The organism is Streptomyces sp. NPDC088553, assembly GCF_044752965.1.
Taxonomy (GTDB): Bacteria; Actinomycetota; Actinomycetes; order Streptomycetales; family Streptomycetaceae; genus Streptomyces.
On record NZ_JBIVMG010000007.1, the window covers coordinates 64024 to 82589 of the forward strand.

The 18566-nt window shown below is 72.0% G+C and carries 13 protein-coding genes; 8 read left to right on the top strand and 5 right to left on the bottom strand.

Annotation, left to right across the window (positions count from 1 at the left end):
• Window positions 1–187 precede the first annotated feature (187 nt).
• From ACIP8Z_RS24150 to ACIP8Z_RS24160, 3 genes are all read right to left on the bottom strand, one after another.
• A complete protein-coding gene (locus ACIP8Z_RS24150; RefSeq protein WP_402086689.1) occupies window positions 188–919 on the bottom strand; it encodes a HEAT repeat domain-containing protein in 732 nt (243 codons plus the stop codon).
• Window positions 916–1110, bottom strand: coding sequence for a hypothetical protein (locus ACIP8Z_RS24155; protein ID WP_402086691.1), 195 nt, complete (start codon window positions 1108–1110; stop codon window positions 916–918). The genes ACIP8Z_RS24150 and ACIP8Z_RS24155 overlap by 4 nt, the downstream gene beginning before the upstream one ends.
• 142 nt (window positions 1111–1252) lie before the next feature.
• On the bottom strand, window positions 1253–4777 hold the full coding sequence (locus ACIP8Z_RS24160) for an AAA family ATPase (protein WP_402086693.1): 3525 nt from the start codon (window positions 4775–4777) through the stop codon (window positions 1253–1255).
• Between the two features lie 218 nt (window positions 4778–4995).
• On the opposite strand from ACIP8Z_RS24160, the gene ACIP8Z_RS24165 reads away from it, so the two are divergent.
• The 3 genes from ACIP8Z_RS24165 (at window position 4996) to ACIP8Z_RS24175 (ending at window position 9316) form a co-directional block, all read left to right on the top strand.
• Complete coding sequence (locus ACIP8Z_RS24165; RefSeq protein WP_402086696.1) at window positions 4996–5487, top strand: cupin domain-containing protein; 492 nt, start codon at window positions 4996–4998, stop codon at window positions 5485–5487.
• Between the two features lie 277 nt (window positions 5488–5764).
• On the top strand, window positions 5765–8410 hold the full coding sequence (locus tag ACIP8Z_RS24170; protein ID WP_402086699.1) for a BTAD domain-containing putative transcriptional regulator: 2646 nt from the start codon (window positions 5765–5767) through the stop codon (window positions 8408–8410).
• Between the two features lie 138 nt (window positions 8411–8548).
• Window positions 8549–9316, top strand: a complete 768-nt coding sequence (locus ACIP8Z_RS24175; RefSeq protein ID WP_402086701.1) for a DUF4232 domain-containing protein — start codon at window positions 8549–8551, stop codon at window positions 9314–9316.
• Between the two features lie 119 nt (window positions 9317–9435).
• On the opposite strand, the gene ACIP8Z_RS24180 is transcribed toward ACIP8Z_RS24175, so the two are convergent.
• Entirely contained in the window at window positions 9436–10572 is a 1137-nt protein-coding gene (locus ACIP8Z_RS24180) for a threonine synthase (RefSeq protein WP_402086703.1), read from the bottom strand.
• A 175-nt stretch (window positions 10573–10747) separates the two neighbouring features.
• Here ACIP8Z_RS24180 and ACIP8Z_RS24185 point away from each other — a divergent pair, with 175 nt between their 5' ends.
• On the top strand, window positions 10748–12319 hold the full coding sequence (locus ACIP8Z_RS24185; RefSeq protein ID WP_402086706.1) for a S8 family peptidase: 1572 nt from the start codon (window positions 10748–10750) through the stop codon (window positions 12317–12319).
• Between the two features lie 250 nt (window positions 12320–12569).
• Window positions 12570–13775 (top strand): DUF4190 domain-containing protein, encoded by a 1206-nt coding sequence (locus ACIP8Z_RS24190; protein WP_402086709.1) that lies wholly within the window; start codon window positions 12570–12572, stop codon window positions 13773–13775.
• A 187-nt stretch (window positions 13776–13962) separates the two neighbouring features.
• On the opposite strand, the gene ACIP8Z_RS24195 is transcribed toward ACIP8Z_RS24190, so the two are convergent.
• Complete coding sequence (locus ACIP8Z_RS24195) at window positions 13963–15300, bottom strand: glycoside hydrolase family 18 protein (RefSeq protein ID WP_402086711.1); 1338 nt, start codon at window positions 15298–15300, stop codon at window positions 13963–13965.
• Between the two features lie 237 nt (window positions 15301–15537).
• Between ACIP8Z_RS24195 and ACIP8Z_RS24200 the strand changes: the two genes are divergently transcribed.
• The 3 genes from ACIP8Z_RS24200 to ACIP8Z_RS24210 all read left to right on the top strand — a co-directional run bounded on the left by ACIP8Z_RS24200 (window position 15538) and on the right by ACIP8Z_RS24210 (window position 18543).
• A complete protein-coding gene (locus ACIP8Z_RS24200) occupies window positions 15538–16290 on the top strand; it encodes a GntR family transcriptional regulator (RefSeq protein WP_209496631.1) in 753 nt (250 codons plus the stop codon).
• Between the two features lie 158 nt (window positions 16291–16448).
• Window positions 16449–18209, top strand: a complete 1761-nt coding sequence (locus tag ACIP8Z_RS24205) for a purine-cytosine permease family protein (RefSeq protein ID WP_402086714.1) — start codon at window positions 16449–16451, stop codon at window positions 18207–18209.
• Window positions 18210–18363: 154 nt separating this feature from the next.
• Window positions 18364–18543, top strand: a complete 180-nt coding sequence (locus tag ACIP8Z_RS24210) for an SPOR domain-containing protein (protein ID WP_030320624.1) — start codon at window positions 18364–18366, stop codon at window positions 18541–18543.
• Window positions 18544–18566 lie beyond the last annotated feature (23 nt).

Sequence of the window (18566 nt, forward strand, 5' to 3'; positions counted from 1 at the left end):
GTCCGGCCCCTTCGCCGTCACCCCGCTGGATGAGTGCTGGATGTCCTGACGTGGGGTCAGCGGCAACCAGGTCTCGTGCCCACAGGCCGAACGAGCAGGTGGCGGAGGGGCTCGGGCACCTCCTCGTCACATAGCTCTCGATCGCATGGCCGTAGCCGGTCTCCTTGGGGTGCTGGGACGGCATCGGTCACCTTTCCGGGTACAGGTCGCTACGGTCGATCCAGGTGGGGGCGACGAAGATGTTGGCGGCGGTGGGGGCTTCGGAGGCTTCCAGGAGGGACCAGGTGCGGGACTCTTCGACCAGGTGCTCCCAGGGCGCGGTCCAGTCGAGTTCCCGGTCCAGGCCGGTGTCGGAGATGCCGTACGTGCGGCCGGCGTCCACCCGCCAGAACTGGGAGTAGAGGATCACCTGGGCGTGGTCGGCCAGATCGTTGATGATCTCGGTGAAGTGGGTCGAGGCCCAGCCGGGGGCGTCGTCCGCCGCAGTGGCTTGTAGGCGAGCGGTGAGCGCTGGGACGACGGGGGTGCGGGCGCCGAGTTCCGTCAGGGCCCAGCGGATGCCTTCCGGCTCGCTCCAGTCCGGTGGCGTCGCCCGTTCCAGGCAGGCGCGATAGGCGCGGCGTACGGGCTCGACCGCGCCGTCGATCTTCAGGCTCGCCAGGGCCATCGCCGCCCATTCCCGGACGGTGGAGTCGTCGCTGCCCAGGAGGGCGATCAGAGCGGGGCCGCAGCGTGGGTCCGCCGTCTCTTCGAAGACCTCGATGGCGGTCAGCTGGCCGAAGCGGTCGAGGGAGGGCAGTCCGTCGATGAGGGCGGGGATGGCGTCGGAGCCGATGTAGATCAGTTCTGCGCGGGCGTCGTACGACGGGCCGGTCGAGTCGTCGAGCTGCTGGATGAGTCTCTCGATGTGAGGGGTCATGGGTGGTCCCGGCGCCAGAACGTGGGCAGCCTCTGGCAGAGCACCGAGTGGTCGTCGGGCCAGGGGGCGCGGTCCTCGGCCGCCCGGTCCTGGAAGGAGTCCCGTGCCAGGTCGATGGGGCGCCAGGCGGGGTCGAGCGGCACGCCCAGCACGCGGTGCCCGCGGCACGGGCAGGGGTAGGAGTCACTCACCTGCGCAGTCTCCTTGGAGGTCCCGCTGGTGTGCCATCGATTTCGCTGCCCGGCACCCCCGGCACCCCCGGCACCCCCGGCACCCCCGGCCCGTCCGCGGCCGGTCAGCAGGACACTCGCACAGGTCCGGCTCCTCGTGCGGTTACCGAGCGGTGGTTCTCGTGGCGGCCTCCGCCGAGGAGACGATCTGTTGGGCGAAGGCCGCCACCGCCGTCTTGTCCAGGTGCCTGAGGACGGCGATGAGTTGCTCCTCCCAGTCGGGACGGAAGTCGTACGCGAGCAGGTGGCCTTCGCGGTGGGTGGCCGGTCTGAAGGCGAGCAGGGCGTCCACGTCGGGGGCCGGGAACACCGCCGGGGTGCGGAAGACGTCCCGCTGCTCGGCGTCCAGCGGGAAGCGGCTCTGGCCGAGCAGCAGGGCCGGGTCCACCAGGCGGCCGGCCTCCTCGCACCAGAGGGTCACATGGCCCTGGACCTCGCCGGTCCGTGTGACGGTCGGCGGGACCTGCCAGCCGGGCAGGTCGAGGGGCGCACCGTCGCGGGTCACCTCCAGCGTCGTCGGGATCATGCGGCTCGTCAGGCCCATGGAGCGCAGGGCCGCGGTGACCGCCAGGGCGAGGAAGGCGGGTGACGGCGCCTCCTGCTCGCCGAGGTGGTAGGCGGTGGCCCCGAGCAGCGCGTACAGCGAGCGGGCGTCCGCCGGTGCCGCGTGGGCCCAGGCGACGGTGGTCTGCCAGGGGAACGCCGAGATCGGGTACGTACCTCCGCCGTTCGCCGACGCCGACGCCGCGGGGGTGCGCGGAGGGCCGTCCGCGTCCGCCCGTTCACCGAGGTCGTCCTCGTCGTCCTGCCCGTCCCTCGCGAGGAACGCGCGAGCGGTGGACGCGAGCGGAGCGTGGGACTGGCCCGCCGCCTCGAACATGTCCAGGCTCTCGCGCATGAGGGCGCGGCACAGGTCGGGGTCACCGTCCGGATGCCCCAGCCGATGCCTCGTCCAGGCCAGTACCGCCTGCCGCTGCCGGAGGTGGGCCAGGATGTCCGGCCCCGCTTCGGTGTGTGCCTTCAGCAGGGTCTCGGCCCGGTCGAGCAACGACTCCGCGGCGTTCAGGATCCAGGCGTCGGTGGGCAGCCCCTTCTCCCGCCTGTGGAGGCTGCCGACCATGAGGCCGTGGGCCGCGTCCACCATCTGATCCGCGTGGTGGCGCATGATCGTCACGGCCGCCTGCGCGGCGGGCTCGGGGATGCTCGCGGTGACGGCGAGCGCCTCCTCCAGCAGCCCCGTGGACGCCTTCACGATGGCGTCCAGGAAGAGCAGTTCGGCGTGTGGCTCCTCCTCGGCGCCCACGAGACCCTTGGCCAGCTCGATCACCGCGGCCGCGTCGTCCCAGTTCTTGATCCACACGAATGTCTGCGCCTGATCCAGACGTATCTTCAGGGCGACCGACGGAGCCACCTCCTCACGCCCCAGCACCGCCTCGACCCTCATGGCGGCGCGGGCGATGTCGGCGAAGCGGTCCGTCGCCACAGCCGCCCTCATCTCGGCGACGTGCGCGAGCAGCAGATGCTCCACACCCTCCGCGTCGAGCGCGTCCACGCCTTCGAGCAGGGTCCAGGCCGCCCGCGCCGCCTCCGCGGCCTCGTCGAACCTCAGCTGGTTCTGCAGACAGTGGGCGAGCGAGGTCGTCGTCGCCGCCCGCCGGTACACGGGATCGTCCATGGATTCCTCGTCGGCGTCCTCCACGACCGCCAACGCCTCCCGCAGCAGGGCCTCGCTCCGCGCCAGATCACCGTGGACGTTCGAGATGGCTCCCGCGACATTGGCGAGCAACGCGACGGTGTTGCCGTCCGCGTGACCGCTCTCGCGCAGATGGTGTGCGACGTGCACCGCGTGCTCGATCAGTGTCGCCGCCTCGGTCCACCGGCTCCGCTTCTGGCAGTCGACCAGCTGTTCCACCAGCTCGTACTGGAAGCGCCCGCGCATCCTGGTGGCGGCGTCGCTGTCCATCAGCGCCCGGACGACCTCCTGGACGATGCGGTGGATCGCCAGCATGCCGTCCTGGGGGGCGACCAGGGAGAACCGGCGCAGCTCCGCCACGGCTCCGTACACGGCGGAGCCGGCCGGCAGGTCGAGGGCGACGAGATGGAGCGGGATGAAGTCGGGTGCGAGCAGGGCGCAGCGCGCGAGCAACTCGGCGGCGAGCTGCTGTTCCGAGGCGTCGGGCGACTCCAGCGCCTGGGCGATCACCCTTCCCACGCTGAGGGTCACCGCCGCCGTCAGCGTGACGCCCTCCCCGTAGTCGAGCGGCACGAAGCCGGGGTTGTCGAGCAACCGGGCCCGGCAGTCGGCGAGTTCCGTCAGATAGACGTCGACCGGGCACTGGGTCGCCGCGATGTAGCCGATGGCCTGGGCGATGCCGAGCGGGATCCGCTCCACCGCGTCGACCAGGGCGGACACCTCGGTCTCGGCGACACGCGGCAGTCGCTCCACCGCCCAGGCGGTGGCCTCGTCCTCCGTCATCCGGTCCACGACCAGTCCGCCGTCCGCCGCCGCCCAGGCCGAGTCGCGGGTGGTGACCAGCACATGGGCGCCTTCACAGGCCGGGAGGAGGCCTTGCAGCTGTTCCCGGTCCGCGACGTTGTCGTAGACGAGCAGGAGGCGGGTGCCCAGGGGGGCGAGCCGGCGGCCGACCTGGGCGATGATCTCCGCCTCGGTGGCCGGCTCGGCCGCCTCCTGGCGTTCCTCGGTGACCAGCCGCCGGTACGCGGCGATCACGTTCTCCCGTGTGTCGGACGGGATCCACCAGGCGAACTCGTACGCTCCCCGGTTCCGGTGGGCGTACAGCCTGGCGATGCTCGACTTGCCGATGCCGCCGAGGCCGGACACCACCACGCGGGCCGTTCCCGTGTCGGGTTCTCCGTCGAACCGCTCCCGCAGCGCGTCCAGTTCCTTCTCCCGGCCCCGCAGGCCCGTTGCCGAGGGGACGTCGCGGAACAGGGCGCGCCTCGGCCCCGGCGGGCCGCCCGCTCCGGTTCCGGGCGCGGCGCGGCTGCCGCCCAGGAGTCCCGGAAGCTCGTCCAGCCGTACCGTACGCCGATCGAGTCGGCGCTCTCCGGACCACTGGAACATCTTCACGAACAACGCGTCGACGGTGCCGTCGATCTCGGTCGCCGCCATCGCGGTCGGGGAGAGCCGCAACAGCTCCACCCGGGCTTCGTTCAGGATCTGCTCCCACGGGCCCGTGCGGGTGTTGATCTCCAGTCGGCGCATGAGCGCGTGGTCCTCGGCCGTCAGCGCGATCGAGGTCCCCAGGCCCTCGCACGCGGTCAGCCACTGCTCCGGGTCCGTCACGGCGCGGGCCCGTTCCGCCGCGTCGCGGACGGCCTGCCCCGAGGTGTGCACCGGTCCGTCCGAGAGGAACCGCAGCACCGCCGTACCGTCGGGGTCGGCCTTTCCCCACCGGCGGGCGAGCCGCACCAGCTCCGGCCCCGACCACGAGCGGGGCTCGACGCGGGTCTTCGCCTGGGCGAGCAGGAGCGGCCGATCCCGCCCGTCGCGCACCTCGAAGTCGATGGCCTCGTCGGCGCCCTCCACGCGGAAGGTCTCCGCCTCCGGATACTGATCCGGGGTACGGATCAACTGCAGAATGGCGCACGCCGTCTGGAAACCCATACCCCGTGCCGTGTCGACCCCACCCATGTCCTGACCCCCTCCGTGACCGAGCTGTTCCAGCATGCCGGATGCCACTGACAGTCACCCCTCCGATGCTCGAAGCGGCCGACGAGCCCGGGGGCCGGGGACCGTCCTTTCCGGAATACGCCCGCCGGACGGTGGTTGATCACGGACAGGAACTGCCGCACCCGGCGGGGCCGTCGACCCAGGGGGATCCGATGTCGTACCCGGAGTATCCGGAGCAGGTCTACCACCGCGAGGAGGGCGAGGTCAGTGCGGTCTTCAGGACCGTGGACACCCCGCCCGAGTTCGGTGTCGCGGGCAAGGACGCGATTCACTACCTGGCCACCAAGGCGTCCACGCAAGGGGAGTTCGGGCTCTACCGGGTGGAGATGAGCGCCCGGGCGGGCGGGCCCAAGACGCACTTCCACAAGACGATCTCGGAGTCGTTCTTCGTGCTCGACGGCACGGTGCGGCTGTTCGACGGCGAGGGCTGGGTCGACGCGAGGAAGGGCGACTTCCTGTACGTGCCGCAGGGCGGGCTGCACGCCTTCCGCAACGACTCGGACGCACCCGCCGAGATGCTGATGATCTTCGCCCCTGGCGCCCCGCGCGAGGAGTACTTCGAGGGCCTCGCGGCGATGGCGGACGCGACGGACGAGGAGCGGGCGGAGTTCTTCGTCCGCCACGACTCCTACTTCGTGGAGTAGGGGCAGGGGCGGAGGTGGAGTAGGGACGGGCGGATTCTCGAGAGGCGGCGCCGCGCTGATTCGAGCCCGGCCCCTCATCCTCACTCCGTACGGAGCCCTCTTTCCGTACGGCCCTCTTTCCGTACGGAGCCCTCTTTCCGTACGGAATCCGTCCCGTCTCCATGGAACGACCCCGGCGATTTCCGCCAGCCGTGGGGCCGAGCCGTCGGCCGGCCCTCCCGCCCCACGTATCCTCGACAGCTGGTGAACAGGGGAGACGGATCGCGGAGGTGTACTGGTGGAGTTCCGGCTGCTCGGCTCCGTTGCGCTGGTGACGGAGGACGGGGACGTAGCCCTGGGGCCCGCCAAACGGTCCAGTCTTCTCGTCATGCTGCTGCTGCGGCCCAACAGCGCGGTGAACGTCGGTCAGCTGATCGACGCGCTCTGGGAGGAGGAGCCGCCCACCCACGCCAAGACCGTGCTGCAGGGGCACGTCTCGCGGCTGCGGGCGCTGCTCGCCGAGCACGGGGCGGAGGCGTACGGGGTCGAGCTCGCCACGCAGGGGTCGGCGTACGTGCTGCGGATGCCGGAGTCCCTGGTGGACGCGCACCGCTTCGAGGAGCTCGTGGCGCTCGCCGGGGTGCAGCGGCGGCCCGCCGACGCGGTACGGATGCTGCGGGAGGCCTTGTCGTACTGGCAGGGGCCCGCGCTCACCGGGACCGTGCACAGCAGGCCGCTGGAGGCCGCCGCCGGGGGGCTTGAGGAGCTGCGGCTCGCCTCCGTCGAGTCGCTCGCGGAGGCGTACGGAGAGCTCGGCGAGCATGCCAGGGCCGCCGCCGTGCTGCGTACCGAGGCCGTCGCGCACCCCCTGCGGGAGTCCCTCGCGGCCGCGCTGATGCTGGCCCTGGGCCGTTCGGGCCGGCAGTCGGACGCGATCGACTGGTACCACCGCACCCGGCGGCTGCTCGCCGAGGAACTGGGCGTCGATCCCGGCGAGACGCTCAGCGAGGCGTACGCGACGCTGCTCCGCTCCGCCGAGCCCGTGACCGTGCGCCGGCCCGTCGCTCCCGTCGCGGTCCCGGCGCCGGAGGGGCTGCCGCGCGCCCCGCGCGGATTCACCGGGCGCGGCCCCGAACTCGCCGCCCTCGACCGGGCCGCACGCGGCGGCGACGGACCCGTCTGTCTGGTCACCGGGCCCGCCGGCGTCGGCAAGACGGCCTTCGCGGTGCACTGGGCCTACGAGCGCCGTGCCGACTTCCCCGACGGGCGGCTCTTCGCCGACCTGCGCGGCTTCAGCGACACTTCGGCACCCGAGACCGCCGGTGTCCTCCGTGAATTCCTCCTCGCGCTCGGCGTGCAGCCGCAGCGGATCCCGGAGGCCGTCGAGGCGCGCGGCGCCCTGTTCCGTTCCCTGACCGCCGGCCGCCGGCTGCTCGTCCTCCTCGACAACGCCCGCTCCTCCGAGCAGGTCAGGCCCCTGCTGCCCGGCGGCGACCACTGCGCCACCCTGGTCACCAGCCGGGACCGGCTCGGCGGCCTCATCGCCTCCGACGCGGCCCGGCCGGTGCCGCTCGGCCATCTCCCCCCGGCCGATTCCGCCGCGCTGCTGACCACCGTCCTCGGCAGGACGCGCGTCGCCGCCGAGCCCGCCGCCGCCGCACGGCTCGCCGGCCTCTGCGACGGCCTTCCGCTCGCCCTGCGGGTGACGGCCGCACGGCTCGCCGAGCGTCCGGGGTGGACCCTCGACGCGATGGTCGGCGAACTCGCCGACGAACAGAGCCGGCTGATGCTCCTCGACGTCGAGGACCGGGGCGTCTCCGCCGCGCTGCACCTCACCGTGCAGCAGCTGCCCGACTCCGCGGCCCGGCTGTTCCGCGCGATCGGCCTGCACACCGGCTCCGACCTGGACCGGTTCGCGGCCGGCGCGCTCGTCGGTACGTCCCCGGTGCAGGCCGCGGCCGACCTGGACCGGCTGGCCGCCGCCCATCTGCTCACGGAGCCCGTCCCCGGCCGCTGGATGCCGCACGACCTGGTACGGCTCTACGCCCGCCACCTCGCGGAGGGCGCCGACCCGGAGGGCCTGCGCCGGCTCTTCGACCACTACCTGTACACGGGGCTCGCGGCCGACGCCGCCGCCGAGCCGGGCTCCCAGCCCTGCTACTCACTGCCCGCCGACGCCCGCCGGCCCGCCGCGATCCTCGAGTTCGAGGACCGTACGGCGGCCCTCGACTGGTACGTGGCCGAGCGCGCGGCCCTGGAGGGCGCCGTCACCGCCGCGGCCGCCCTCGGCCTGCACGACCGGGCCTGGCGGCTCGCCCTGGTGCAGTGGCCGCTGATGCTCATGCGGATCGGGGACGGCTGGACGCCGCTCCTGGAGGCCGGACTCGCCTCCGCCGAGCACGTGGGCGACTTCGACGCACAGTCGCGGACCAGGGCGCTGCTCGGCTGGATCCTGCACGAGGAGGGCCGGGACGCCGAGGCGCTCGTCCATCTGGAGAAGGCGCCCGGCCTGGCCGCCCGGGCCGGCGACACGATCAGCGAGGCGATCGCGTACGTCAACTACGCCGCCGTCCTGGACGCGGCGGGGGAGCACGAGCGGGCCGGGCTGCTCATGGTGCACGCCGTCTCCCTCGCCGACCGCACGGGCCATCCGTCCACCCAGGTGCTCACCCTCCATCACCTGGCGGGGCACTGCATGAAGGCGGGGGACTACGAGGCGGCGCTCGCGCACACCCTTCGCGCCGGGGAACTCGTCGCGCCCGACGCGGTGGTCGTCCAGGCCCAGCTGCAGATCGTCAAGGGTGAGGCGCTGGCCGGTATCGGCCGCCTGGAGGAGGCCGCCGACCAGCTGGAACGCGCGATCGTGGCGGCCGACGCGGCCGGTTTCACCGAGGGTTCGGCTCGGGCGGCTGCGGGGCTTTCCCGCCTGTCAGCGGATCGTTAGCGGTACGCAAGCGGGACGGCAGCGCGAGGCCGGAAGCTGGATACAGCACCGAGTGCACGACGCACCCGGAGCCGTGGCGCAGGGGCAGTCGTCCCGGCGCATCCGCACCGACCGAACGCTTCACGGGGGAGAACCACCATGCGTACCCACCACAAGTCCACCGTCCTGGCCGCCGCCGCCATCGCCGCCCTCTCGCTCGGCCTGACGGCCTGCGGCGGCGGCACGGACAGCGGCGCGAAGGACGCGGGCAGCGCGAGCTCCGCCCCGTCGGACACGGGCGCCACCGACACGGGGACGGGCGCCGCCGCGGGCACCGCCGACCAGACCGCCGCGAAGAGCGGCTCCGGCTCGGCCGGTGGGTCGACGACCGGGGGGTCGACGGCGTCCGGCGGTACCTCCGGCGGCAGCGGTACGAAGGGGACGACGGCGGGGTCCTCGACCGGCGGCAAGTCCTCCGGCAAGACCTCCGCCGCGGCGCCCGCCTGTGCCTACGGCGACATCAAGGTCACGGCGGCGAAGGCCGACGAGGTCCCGACCGAGCACATCGTCCTCACCGCCACCAACACCTCCGGCAGCGCCTGCACCCTGCTCGAGTACCCGCTGATCGCCTTCGGCCCGATCCAGACCGCCAAGGACGTCCCGGCCGTCGCGAAGAGCAAGCCGGCCGCCCCGGTCGTCCTGAAGCCCGGCGCGCCCGCGTACGCGAACGTGCGGGTCGCGCTCGGCGGCGCCCACGAGGACAACAAGGTCGTGAAGAGCTTCAACGTGAACCTCTTCGCCGCCGACGGCCCGGCCGAGGGCAGCATCGTCGTCAAGGCCCCCGCGGGCGGCCTCGCCGTCGACGAGGCCGCCGCGAAGACGGGCTACTGGACGGAGGAGCTCCGCAACGGCGCCGACGAGTTCTGAGCGGATTCACCGCTGACGCCCCACCCGGCCGTCAGCGGCTCCACCCCGGGACGCTCTCCCCGGACGCCCGCTCCCTGACCCCCGGCCGGCCCCCGGCCGGCCCCCGGCCGCTCCGGAGGTCACTGCGCCAGGCCGGTCTTCGCCCCCGCCCCGCACAGCGGTACGACGGTGAGACCGGGCCTCGGCGCGACCGCCCGGACCGCCGCCCAGCAGGCCACGCCGGTGGACTCCACGAAGAGTCCGCGTCGGGCCAACTCCCGTTGTGAGGTACGGATCTGGTCCTCCGTCACCGTCAGGAACGTGCCGCCCGTCGCCCGTACCGCCCGCAGGATCTGGTGGGCGCGGGGCGGCGCCGGGATCGCGATGCCCTCGGCGAGGGTGGGGCGGGCGGGGACGGCCTCGCCCAGCTCCTCCGCGCCCGCGTGGAAGGCCGCGGCCAGCGGGGAGACGGCCTCCGCCTGGACGGCGACGAGCACGGGGCGGTCGTCGATGAGTCCGTGGCGGTGCAGCTCGTCGAGCGCCAGGGCGGCGCCGAGGAGCAGGGTGCCGTTGCCGACGGGGACGACGATCGTGTCCGGGAGGCGGCCGCCCAACTCCTCCCACAGCTCGTAGACGTAGGTCTTGGTGCCGTGCAGGAAGTACGGGTTGTAGACGTGCGAGGCGTAGAAGGTGCCCGGCTCGTCGGCGGCCGCCCGCGCGGCGTGGGCCGTGGCCTCGCGGTCGCCGGGGACCTCGACGACCTGCGCCCCGTGCGCCCGGATCTGCTCCAGTTTCTTGGGCGAGGTGCCCTCGGGGACGTACACGAGGCAGTCGAGCCCGGCCCGTGCGCCGTACGCGGCGATCGCCGTGCCCGCGTTCCCGCTGCTGTCGGCGACGACCCGGCGGAGGCCGCCGTTCCGTGCGAGGCGGAGCGCGTGGGCGGCGAGCATCACCGCGCCGCGGTCCTTGAAGGAAAGCGTCGGCATGAGGAAGTCGAGCTTGGCGGAAACCGATCCCCGCTCCCCTTCCTCCAGGGGGACGAGGGGCGTACGGCCCTCCCCGAGCGTCACCTCCGCCGCGTACGGCATCGGTGGCAGCGCTTCCTCGTAACGCCACAACGAATTTCGGCGTGACGCGAGTGACGGGAGTGAAACCGGCCCGCCGGTGAACTCAAGGTCCCAGGGGCCGCGGCACTTCGGACAACACCAGGTGAGGGTGTCCGTGGGCGAGTGAACCTGGCAGCGGTGGCACACGTACGAGGTCATGAAGATCAGCATGTCAGCTGTGTGGCGCGGGTGTTGCGGGCTGTCGAGAGCCCTTGTGAGATTCCTATGGATCAGTCAATCTTTCGCTCGGCAGCCGGATGTCCGAGGCGGTGTGGAGCCACATCGTCTTGTCATGTCCCTGCTAATCCCCCACAGCGACGCACCACCAATGAGGAGGACCCCTCACATGTCAGTGATGCGTGAATCACGGCGTCGAATCGCCACCGCCGCGGCCGTCGCCGTCACCGCCCTCACCCTCGGCACCCTCTCCGCCCTCCCGGCCGCCGCCTCACCGGCCGCCCCGGAGGGCGTCATCGAGAACGCGGGAGCCGAAGGCACGATCGCGGGCAGCTACATCGTCACCCTCGACGAGTCGGCGCAGGCGGAGACCGCCAAGGGCCGGGCCGTGGCCGCCAGGTTCGGCGCGAAGATCAAGCGGACGTACACCTCGGCGGTCAACGGCTACTCCGTCGAACTCTCCGAGGCGCAGGCGAGGAAGCTCGCGGCCGACCCCGCCGTGACCTCCGTCGTCCAGAACCGCGTCTTCACGGTCGACGGCACGCAGCCGTCCCCGCCGTCCTGGGGCCTGGACCGGATCGACCAGAAGGCCCTTCCGCTGAACCAGAGCTACACCTACCCGGACACCGCGGGCCAGGGCGTCACCGCGTACATCATCGACACCGGCGTACGCATCACCCACAGCGACTTCGGCGGCCGCGCCTCCTACGGCTACGACGCCATCGACAACGACAACACCGCGCAGGACGGCCACGGCCACGGCACCCACGTCGCCGGTACGGTCGCGGGCACGTCGTACGGCGTCGCGAAGAAGGCGAAGATCGTCGGCGTCCGCGTCCTCGACAACTCCGGCTCCGGCACGACCGAGCAGGTCGTCGCGGGCATCGACTGGGTCACGCGGAACGCCGTGAAGCCGGCCGTCGCCAACATGAGCCTCGGCGGCGGCGTCGACAGCGTCCTCGACACGGCCGTCCGCAACTCGATCGCCTCCGGCGTCACGTACGGCGTCGCGGCGGGCAACGACAGCTCCAACGCCTCCAACTACTCGCCGGCGCGCGTCGCCGAGGCCATCACCGTCGGCTCCACGACCAACACCGACGCCCGCTCCAGCTTCTCCAACTACGGCGCGGTCCTGGACATCTTCGCCCCGGGCTCCAACATCACCTCGTCCTGGAACTCCAGCGACTCCGCCACCAACACCATCTCCGGTACGTCCATGGCGACCCCGCACGTCGTGGGCGCCGCGGCCGTCTACCTCGCCGCCAACCCGACGGCGACCCCGGCGCAGGTCTCCACGGCCCTGACGACCGCCGCCACCCCGAACGTCGTCACCAACCCCGGCTCCGGCTCCCCGAACCGGCTGCTCTACGTCGGCGGCGGCACCACCACCCCGCCCGGCCCGAAGTTCGAGAACACCGCCGACTTCGCCATCGCCGACAACTCGACCGTCGAGTCCCCGGTCACCGTCAGCGGCGTCGCCGGCAACGCCCCGGCCGCCCTCCAGGTGCCGGTGAACATCGTCCACACCTACATCGGTGACCTCCAGGTCCAGCTGATCGCCCCCGACGGCTCGGCGTACACGCTGAAGGCCTTCGGCACCGGCGGCAGCTCGGACAACATCAACACCACGTACAGCGTGAACGCCTCCTCGGAGGTCGCCAACGGCACGTGGAAGCTCCGGGTCACGGACAACGCGAACGCCGACACCGGCAAGATCGACTCCTGGGGCCTGCAGTTCTGACCCCGGTCCCGAGGGATCGTGAGCGGCACGGATCGTGAGCCGCAAGGATCGTGAACAGCACGGATCGTGAGCGGTGAGGGGCGGTCGCCTGAGGGCGGCCGCCCCTTCCGGGCATGGGTCCGGCCGCGGCGCCGTCGCTGCCGGGATCGTCGGAGTTGTCCCCCGGATGTCGTCCCCTCCGCGGGGCCGCGTACGATGCGCGACCGATCGTTTGTTCGTGCCGTTCGCCCCGGACAGGAGCACCGTACCCGTGGAGCCGACCCCGCCGACCCCACCGCCGCCGTCCCCTCAGGGCGGGCCGCAGCAGGGGAGTTGGCCCGCGCCGGGGCCGTACACCTCGCCGGGGATGCCGTACGCGGCCGGTCCCTACGCGGGGACGCCCGGCGGACCCGGTGCGCCCGGCATGCCCGGCGCCGGTCCGTACGGGCAGCCGCCCCGGCGGACCACCAACGGGCTCGCCGTCGGCTCCCTCGTCTCCGGCATCGTCTGCTGCCTGCCGCCGCTCGGGCTGGTGCTCGGCCTCGTCGCCCTTCCGCAGATCAGGAAGCGGGACCAGGCCGGCAAGGGGCTCGCCGTCGCGGGCATCGTCCTCTCCGTCCTCAGTTGTCTGCTGCTCGTGACCGGCATCGCCACCGGCGGCATCAGCGCGTTCTGGGGCGGCGTCAAGGAGGGTGTGGACGAGGCGGCCCGTTCGAAGTCGCCGTTCGCGCTGCGGGCCGGCCAGTGCTTCACCCCCGACGGCAAGATGGAGGAGTACGCGACGAACGTCACGGTCGTCGACTGCGACCGCCCGCACAACGGCGAGGTCACCGGCGGCTTCAAGCTGACCGGCTTCGACGGATGGCCCGGCGAGGACACGATCGACAGCATCGCGGAGAAGCGCTGCGAGACGATCAGCGCCGGCTACGCGCTGGACACCTGGGCCGTCCCCGCGGACGTCTGGCCGTACTACTACGTTCCCAGCGCCCAGAGCTGGCGGCTCGGCGACCGCACCGTGACCTGCACGTTCGCCGACGAGAAGAAGCCGTTCAAGGGCTCCGTACGCTCCGACGCGACCCTGCTCAGCGACGACCAGGAGTCCTTCCTGAAGACCGTCAACCCGATCGAGACGGTGACGTACCGGGAGCCGGAGGAGGACCCGGACGAGGACTTCACCGCCAACAAGGTGTGGGCCACGGAGCTCCTGGGCGCGATCAACACGGCGTACGCGGGGCTGGGGCAGCGCACCTGGCCCGCCGACTCCGCCGCCTCCGTCGCGGCGCTCCGCAAGCAGCTCGCGGCGGCGTCGAAGCAGTGGCTCAAGCTGGCGACGGCGGCCGACGCGGACGCCTACTGGGAGGCGTACGACCCGGCGTGGGAGGTCCTCCCCGATGACCTGGGCGCGGACGCGCGCACCGCCCTCGACCTGACCGGCACACCGCCGGCGGCCACGTCGGGCGGGGGCGCGTCCGCCTGAGCCCGCGGGTGCGGGAGACGGGGCCGGGTCTCCCTCGGGAGGCCCGGCCCCGTCGTCTGCGGACCGGGCGGTGGTCCGGAGAGCGGCGGCCCGTGACCGACCGCCGCCGCCGGTCCACCGCGAGCGGCGGGGCCGGTCCGCGGTCCGGGGGCCCCGGCCACCGCCGGACGGCGGCCGGGGCGGGGTGTCAGCGCCGGGTCAGACCCCGGTCGATGGCGGTGATCAGCTCACCGTCCGCGGTGTCCCCGTCGAGGGACCAGACCATGGCGCCGCCGAGTCCGTTCTGCCGGACGTAGGACGCCTTGGTGCGCAGCACGGTCGGGTCGTCGTACGTCCACAGGTTGGTGCCGTCGAAGAGCCAGGCGTGGCCGTTGCGGTAGCCGCGGTGGAGCTTGTACGTGCCCGAATCGGCCAGCTTCTTCAGGTACTTGTAGTCCTCGGAGCCCGCCACCCAGGTCGCGGGGGCGGGGCCGGTCGCCGGCTGTCCGAGGCCGTCGCCGCCGCCGGTGACGCCGGTCCAGCCCTGGCCGTAGAACGGCATGCCGACCACGAGCTTGTGGGCGGGGGCACCGCGCCGCAGCCAGGCCTTGACGGTCTGGTCGACGCTGAAGTCGTCCTTGGCGAAGAGCGCGGACTGCTGGGCGGTGGTCTTCTCGCCCGAGACGTGGAAGTCGTAGCCCTGGAGGTTCACGAAGTCGAAGTCCCGCATGATCCTGGAGACCTCGAAGCCCGCGTCGATCTTGGCGGGCGCGGTGGGCACGTACGCGCTGAGCTCGTAGTGCTTGCGCTGCGCCTTCGGCAGCGAGCGGCCGTAGGCGTCGAGCTGGGTGCGGAACTCCCGTACCAGCTTGGTGAAGTTGGGCTTGTCCTCGGGGCGGATCACGTTCCCGGGGGCGCCGTCCGAGCCGGGCCACTCCCAGTCGAGGTCGACGCCGTCGAAGATCCCGGCGGCGGCTCCGGCGCCGCCGCGGGCGCCGTCGACGGGCAGGTTGCCCTTGATGTACGTGTCGACGCAGGAGGCGACGAGGGCCTTGCGGCCGGCGTCGGTGCGCACCGCGTCGGAGAAGTGCGCGGAGCCGGTCCAGCCGCCCAGCGAGATCATGACCTTGAGGCCGGGGTTCTTGGCCTTCAGCTCGCGCAACTCGTTGAAGTTCCCCGCCAGTCGCTGCTCGGCGGTGTCGCCGACGCCGTCCACCGAGGTGGCGGCGTCGACCGGGCGCACGTAGTCCGCCCACGGGTCGGAGCCGGGTGCGTTGCCCATGAGGCACTTGCCGTCCGAGCCGATCACGCCGAAGGCGTAGTTGATGTGGCTGAGCTTGGCGGCGGTGCCGCTCGTCTCCAGGTCTTTGACCTGGAAGTTCCGTCCGTAGATGCCCCATTGGGTGAAGTAGCCGATCCGCTTCAGCTCGGGCTTGTGCCCGGACGGCTGGTGCGCGTCGGCGGTGGGGGCCAGGGTGGCGAGGAGACCGAGAGTGGCCGCGGCGGCCGCACCGAAGGTCAGCTTGGTCATGGCTCTGGGACGCATGGGCTCGTTCCTGTGCGAGGCGGGATGGCGCGTGCGGAGTGGAGCGTGCTGGCAGGAACGTATTGGTCTGTACCAATGCTGGTCAAGAGGGCTGACGTCGCCTATCCGGGGTGACCGTGGGTAGCAAGAGGTGTGATCTCGGAGTCATCACTTCGAGTGAAACTTTGGCCCATGCTTGCGGATCGCGACCGACGGTTGTCAGTCTGTAGCTGTCAGTCAACCTGAGGGGAGTGTCCAGTGACGTTCGGTGAGCAGCCCGCCTATCTGCGCGTGGCGAGCGATCTGCGGGAGAAGATCGCGAACGGCTCGCTTCCGCCGCATACCCGTCTCCCCTCGCAGGCACGCATCCGCGAGGAGTACGGGGTGTCGGACACCGTCGCGCTGGAGGCCCGCAAGGTGCTCATGGCCGAGGGGCTGGTGGAAGGGCGCTCCGGCTCGGGCACCTACGTCCGGGAGCGCCCGGTGCCGCGCAGGATCGCCCGTTCCGGCTACCGTCCCGCGTCGGGCGCCAGCCCCTTCCGGCAGGAGCAGGCGGCCGAAGGGGCCCGCGGCACCTGGGAGTCGAGCAGCGAGCAGGAGCCGGCGGGCGGCGAGGTGGCCGAGCGGCTCGGCATCGAGCCGGGGGAGCGCGTGATGCGCACGCGGTACGTGTACCGGGACGGCGGCGAGCCCATGATGGTCGCCACCTCCTGGGAGCCGCTCGCCGTCACGGGCCGGACGCCGGTCATGCTGCCCGAGGAGGGCCCCCTGGGCGGCTGCGGTGTCGTCGAGCGGATGGCGGCCATCGACGTGGTCGTGGACAACGTGGTGGAGGAGGTCGGCGCCCGGCCCGGCCTCGCCGAGGAACTCCTGGCGCTCGGCGGGGTGCCGGGTCACGTCGTGATGGTCGTGGAGCGCACGTACTACGCCTCGGGCCGGGCCGTCGAGACCGCCGACGTCGTGGTCCCGGCCGACCGCTACCGCCTCTCGTACCACCTGCCGGTGCGGTGACCGTTCAGCGGACCCCGACGTCCGGGCTGCGTGACCGCGAGTTAACCCGGCGTCAACTCGCGTAACCCCGGCGCAACCGCGTGCCGCCGCCGTCCGTCACGACCGGCTCCTACTTTCCTCGTCCGTACCCGCGAACCGGTCGGACGACAGGAACCCTCATGACGGACACGGTCACCACCCCCACCCCGGAGCCGGGTGGGAGCATCTCCCAGGCCCTTGAGGAGCCGTCGGAGGTCGCGCCGCCACCCGGAGGCCCCCGCCGCAGCTACGCCAAGCTGGCCGCCGACGAGAGCCGCGAGGACTACTCGCTGCGCTACGCCCCGCACTCGTTCCGGCGCTGGTCGCCCGGGACCGTCGCGGGAACCGCCCTCGGCGGCATCGCCTATCTCGCCGACTTCGCGATCGGCGCCTCGATCGTCTTCACCTACGGCTTCGGCAGCGGGCTCGCCTCGATCCTCACCGCCGCCACACTCATCTTCCTCACCGGCATCCCCATCGCCAGGGCCTGCGCCACGTACGGCCTGGACATGGACCTCATCACCCGCGGCGCCGGCTTCGGCTACTTCGGCTCGACGCTCACCTCGCTCATCTACGCCTCCTTCACCTTCATCTTCTTCGCCCTCGAAGGCTCGATCATGGCCCAGGCCATGCATCAGGCCGTCGGGCTGCCGGTCGAGGTCGGCTACCTGATCACCACCCTCATCGTCATCCCGATCGTCTTCCGCGGCATGGGAGCCCTGGCCAAGGTGCAGGCCTGGACCCAGCCGGTCTGGATCATCGGCATGGTGCTGCCCTTCGTCGTCCTGGCCTTCGAAGCCCCCGACGCCTGGGGCGCCTTCGCCTCCTTCGGCGGTACGGAGGGAGCCGGCGCCGGCTTCTCGTGGATCGGCTTCGGGCTCGGCACGGGCGTCGCGCTCTCCCTGATCGCCCAGATCGGCGAACAGGCCGACTATCTGCGCTTCATGCCGGCCAGGACGGAGGCCACCAAGCGCCGCTGGAACCTCGCCGTGCTCGCCGCCGGTCCCGGCTGGGTCATCATCGGCGCGGCCAAGCAGCTCGGTGGCGCCTTCCTCGCGTTCGTCGCCCTGGAGGCCGTCGGCAAGACCCACGCCCTGGAGCCGATCGCCCCTCAGATCGAGGCGCTCAAGCCCTGGCTCGGGACGTTCGCCCTGCCCGCCGCCGCGCTCTTCGTGATCGTCTCCCAGGTCAAGATCAACGTCACCAACGCCTACAGCGGGTCGCTGTCCTGGTCGAACTTCTTCTCCCGTGTCACCCACCGGCACCCGGGCCGCGTCTGGTACATCTTCCTCAACCTCGCCATCGCGCTGACGCTGATGGAGATGAACATGTTCGCGGCCCTGAACAAGCTGCTCGGGTTCTACTCCAACGTCGGCATCGCCTGGATCACGGCCGTCGCCGCCGACCTCGTCATCAACAAGCGGGCCGGCTGGAGCCCCCCGTACATCGAGTTCAAGCGCGCCTATCTGTACGCCGTGAACCCGGCCGGCTTCGGTGCCATGGTCGTCGCCTCCATGGTCTCGATCCTCGCCTTCTTCGGTGCCTTCGGTACCTACGCCCAGGCCTTCTCCACCTTCATCGCGGCCGGTCTCGCCCTCGTCCTCTGCCCGCTGATCGCCTGGGCCACCAAGGGCCGCTACTACCTGGCCCGCCCCAACACGGTGAACGGTCCGGCCGCCGGTGCCGTCGACGAGCGGGCGACCCACACCTGCGCCGAGTGTGAGACCGCCTACGAACTCCCCGACATCGCCGACTGCCCGGTGCGGTCCGGCCCGGTCTGCTCCCTCTGCTGCTCGCTCGACGCCACGTGCGGCGACGTCTGCCGCAAGGGCCCCGAGGGCGCCGGCGGTCCCGTCCTGATGCCCGTGCCGACCGTGCCCGGGGCGGCCCCCGGCGCGTGACTTCGGCCTCCCTCCGTCGGTTCCCGGCCGATCCGTATCTCTTTGTGTAAATCCGTATCCGCTGTGTGAAGGTCAGGCGTAAGCTCCGGCATATGCGGATTGCGGTTTCACGGAGATCCTCAACGGCGCCCGGACCGGCGGAGGGAGAAGCCTGATGACCGAGAGCGGCCCTGTTCTCGCCTGGCTCGTCATTCGGCAGGACGACAACGGCAACCGCTACCGGGTGGGGCGGTACGCGACCGAGGACGAAGCGCAGAAGATCGCGGACAGCCTCGACGATCGCGGCCACAAGCAGCTCTACTGGGTCGAGCGCATCGGCACCCCCGCGCTCTGAGTCCGGCGGACGCCGGCCGGGCC

What these genes read in the sequence shown, in the direction of transcription:
- ACIP8Z_RS24165 (WP_402086696.1), top strand. Translation starts at nt 4,996, where the DNA reads ATGTCGTACCCGGAGTATCCGGAGCAGGTCTACCACCGCGAGGAGGGC.
- ACIP8Z_RS24210 (WP_030320624.1), top strand. Translation starts at nt 18,364, where the DNA reads ATGACCGAGAGCGGCCCTGTTCTCGCCTGGCTCGTCATTCGGCAGGAC.
- ACIP8Z_RS24175 (WP_402086701.1), top strand. Translation starts at nt 8,549, where the DNA reads ATGCGTACCCACCACAAGTCCACCGTCCTGGCCGCCGCCGCCATCGCC.
- ACIP8Z_RS24205 (WP_402086714.1), top strand. Translation starts at nt 16,449, where the DNA reads ATGACGGACACGGTCACCACCCCCACCCCGGAGCCGGGTGGGAGCATC.
- ACIP8Z_RS24150 (WP_402086689.1), bottom strand. Translation starts at nt 919, where the DNA reads ATGACCCCTCACATCGAGAGACTCATCCAGCAGCTCGACGACTCGACC.
- ACIP8Z_RS24180 (WP_402086703.1), bottom strand. Translation starts at nt 10,572, where the DNA reads ATGCTGATCTTCATGACCTCGTACGTGTGCCACCGCTGCCAGGTTCAC.
- ACIP8Z_RS24185 (WP_402086706.1), top strand. Translation starts at nt 10,748, where the DNA reads ATGTCAGTGATGCGTGAATCACGGCGTCGAATCGCCACCGCCGCGGCC.
- ACIP8Z_RS24195 (WP_402086711.1), bottom strand. Translation starts at nt 15,300, where the DNA reads ATGCGTCCCAGAGCCATGACCAAGCTGACCTTCGGTGCGGCCGCCGCG.
- ACIP8Z_RS24160 (WP_402086693.1), bottom strand. Translation starts at nt 4,777, where the DNA reads ATGGGTTTCCAGACGGCGTGCGCCATTCTGCAGTTGATCCGTACCCCG.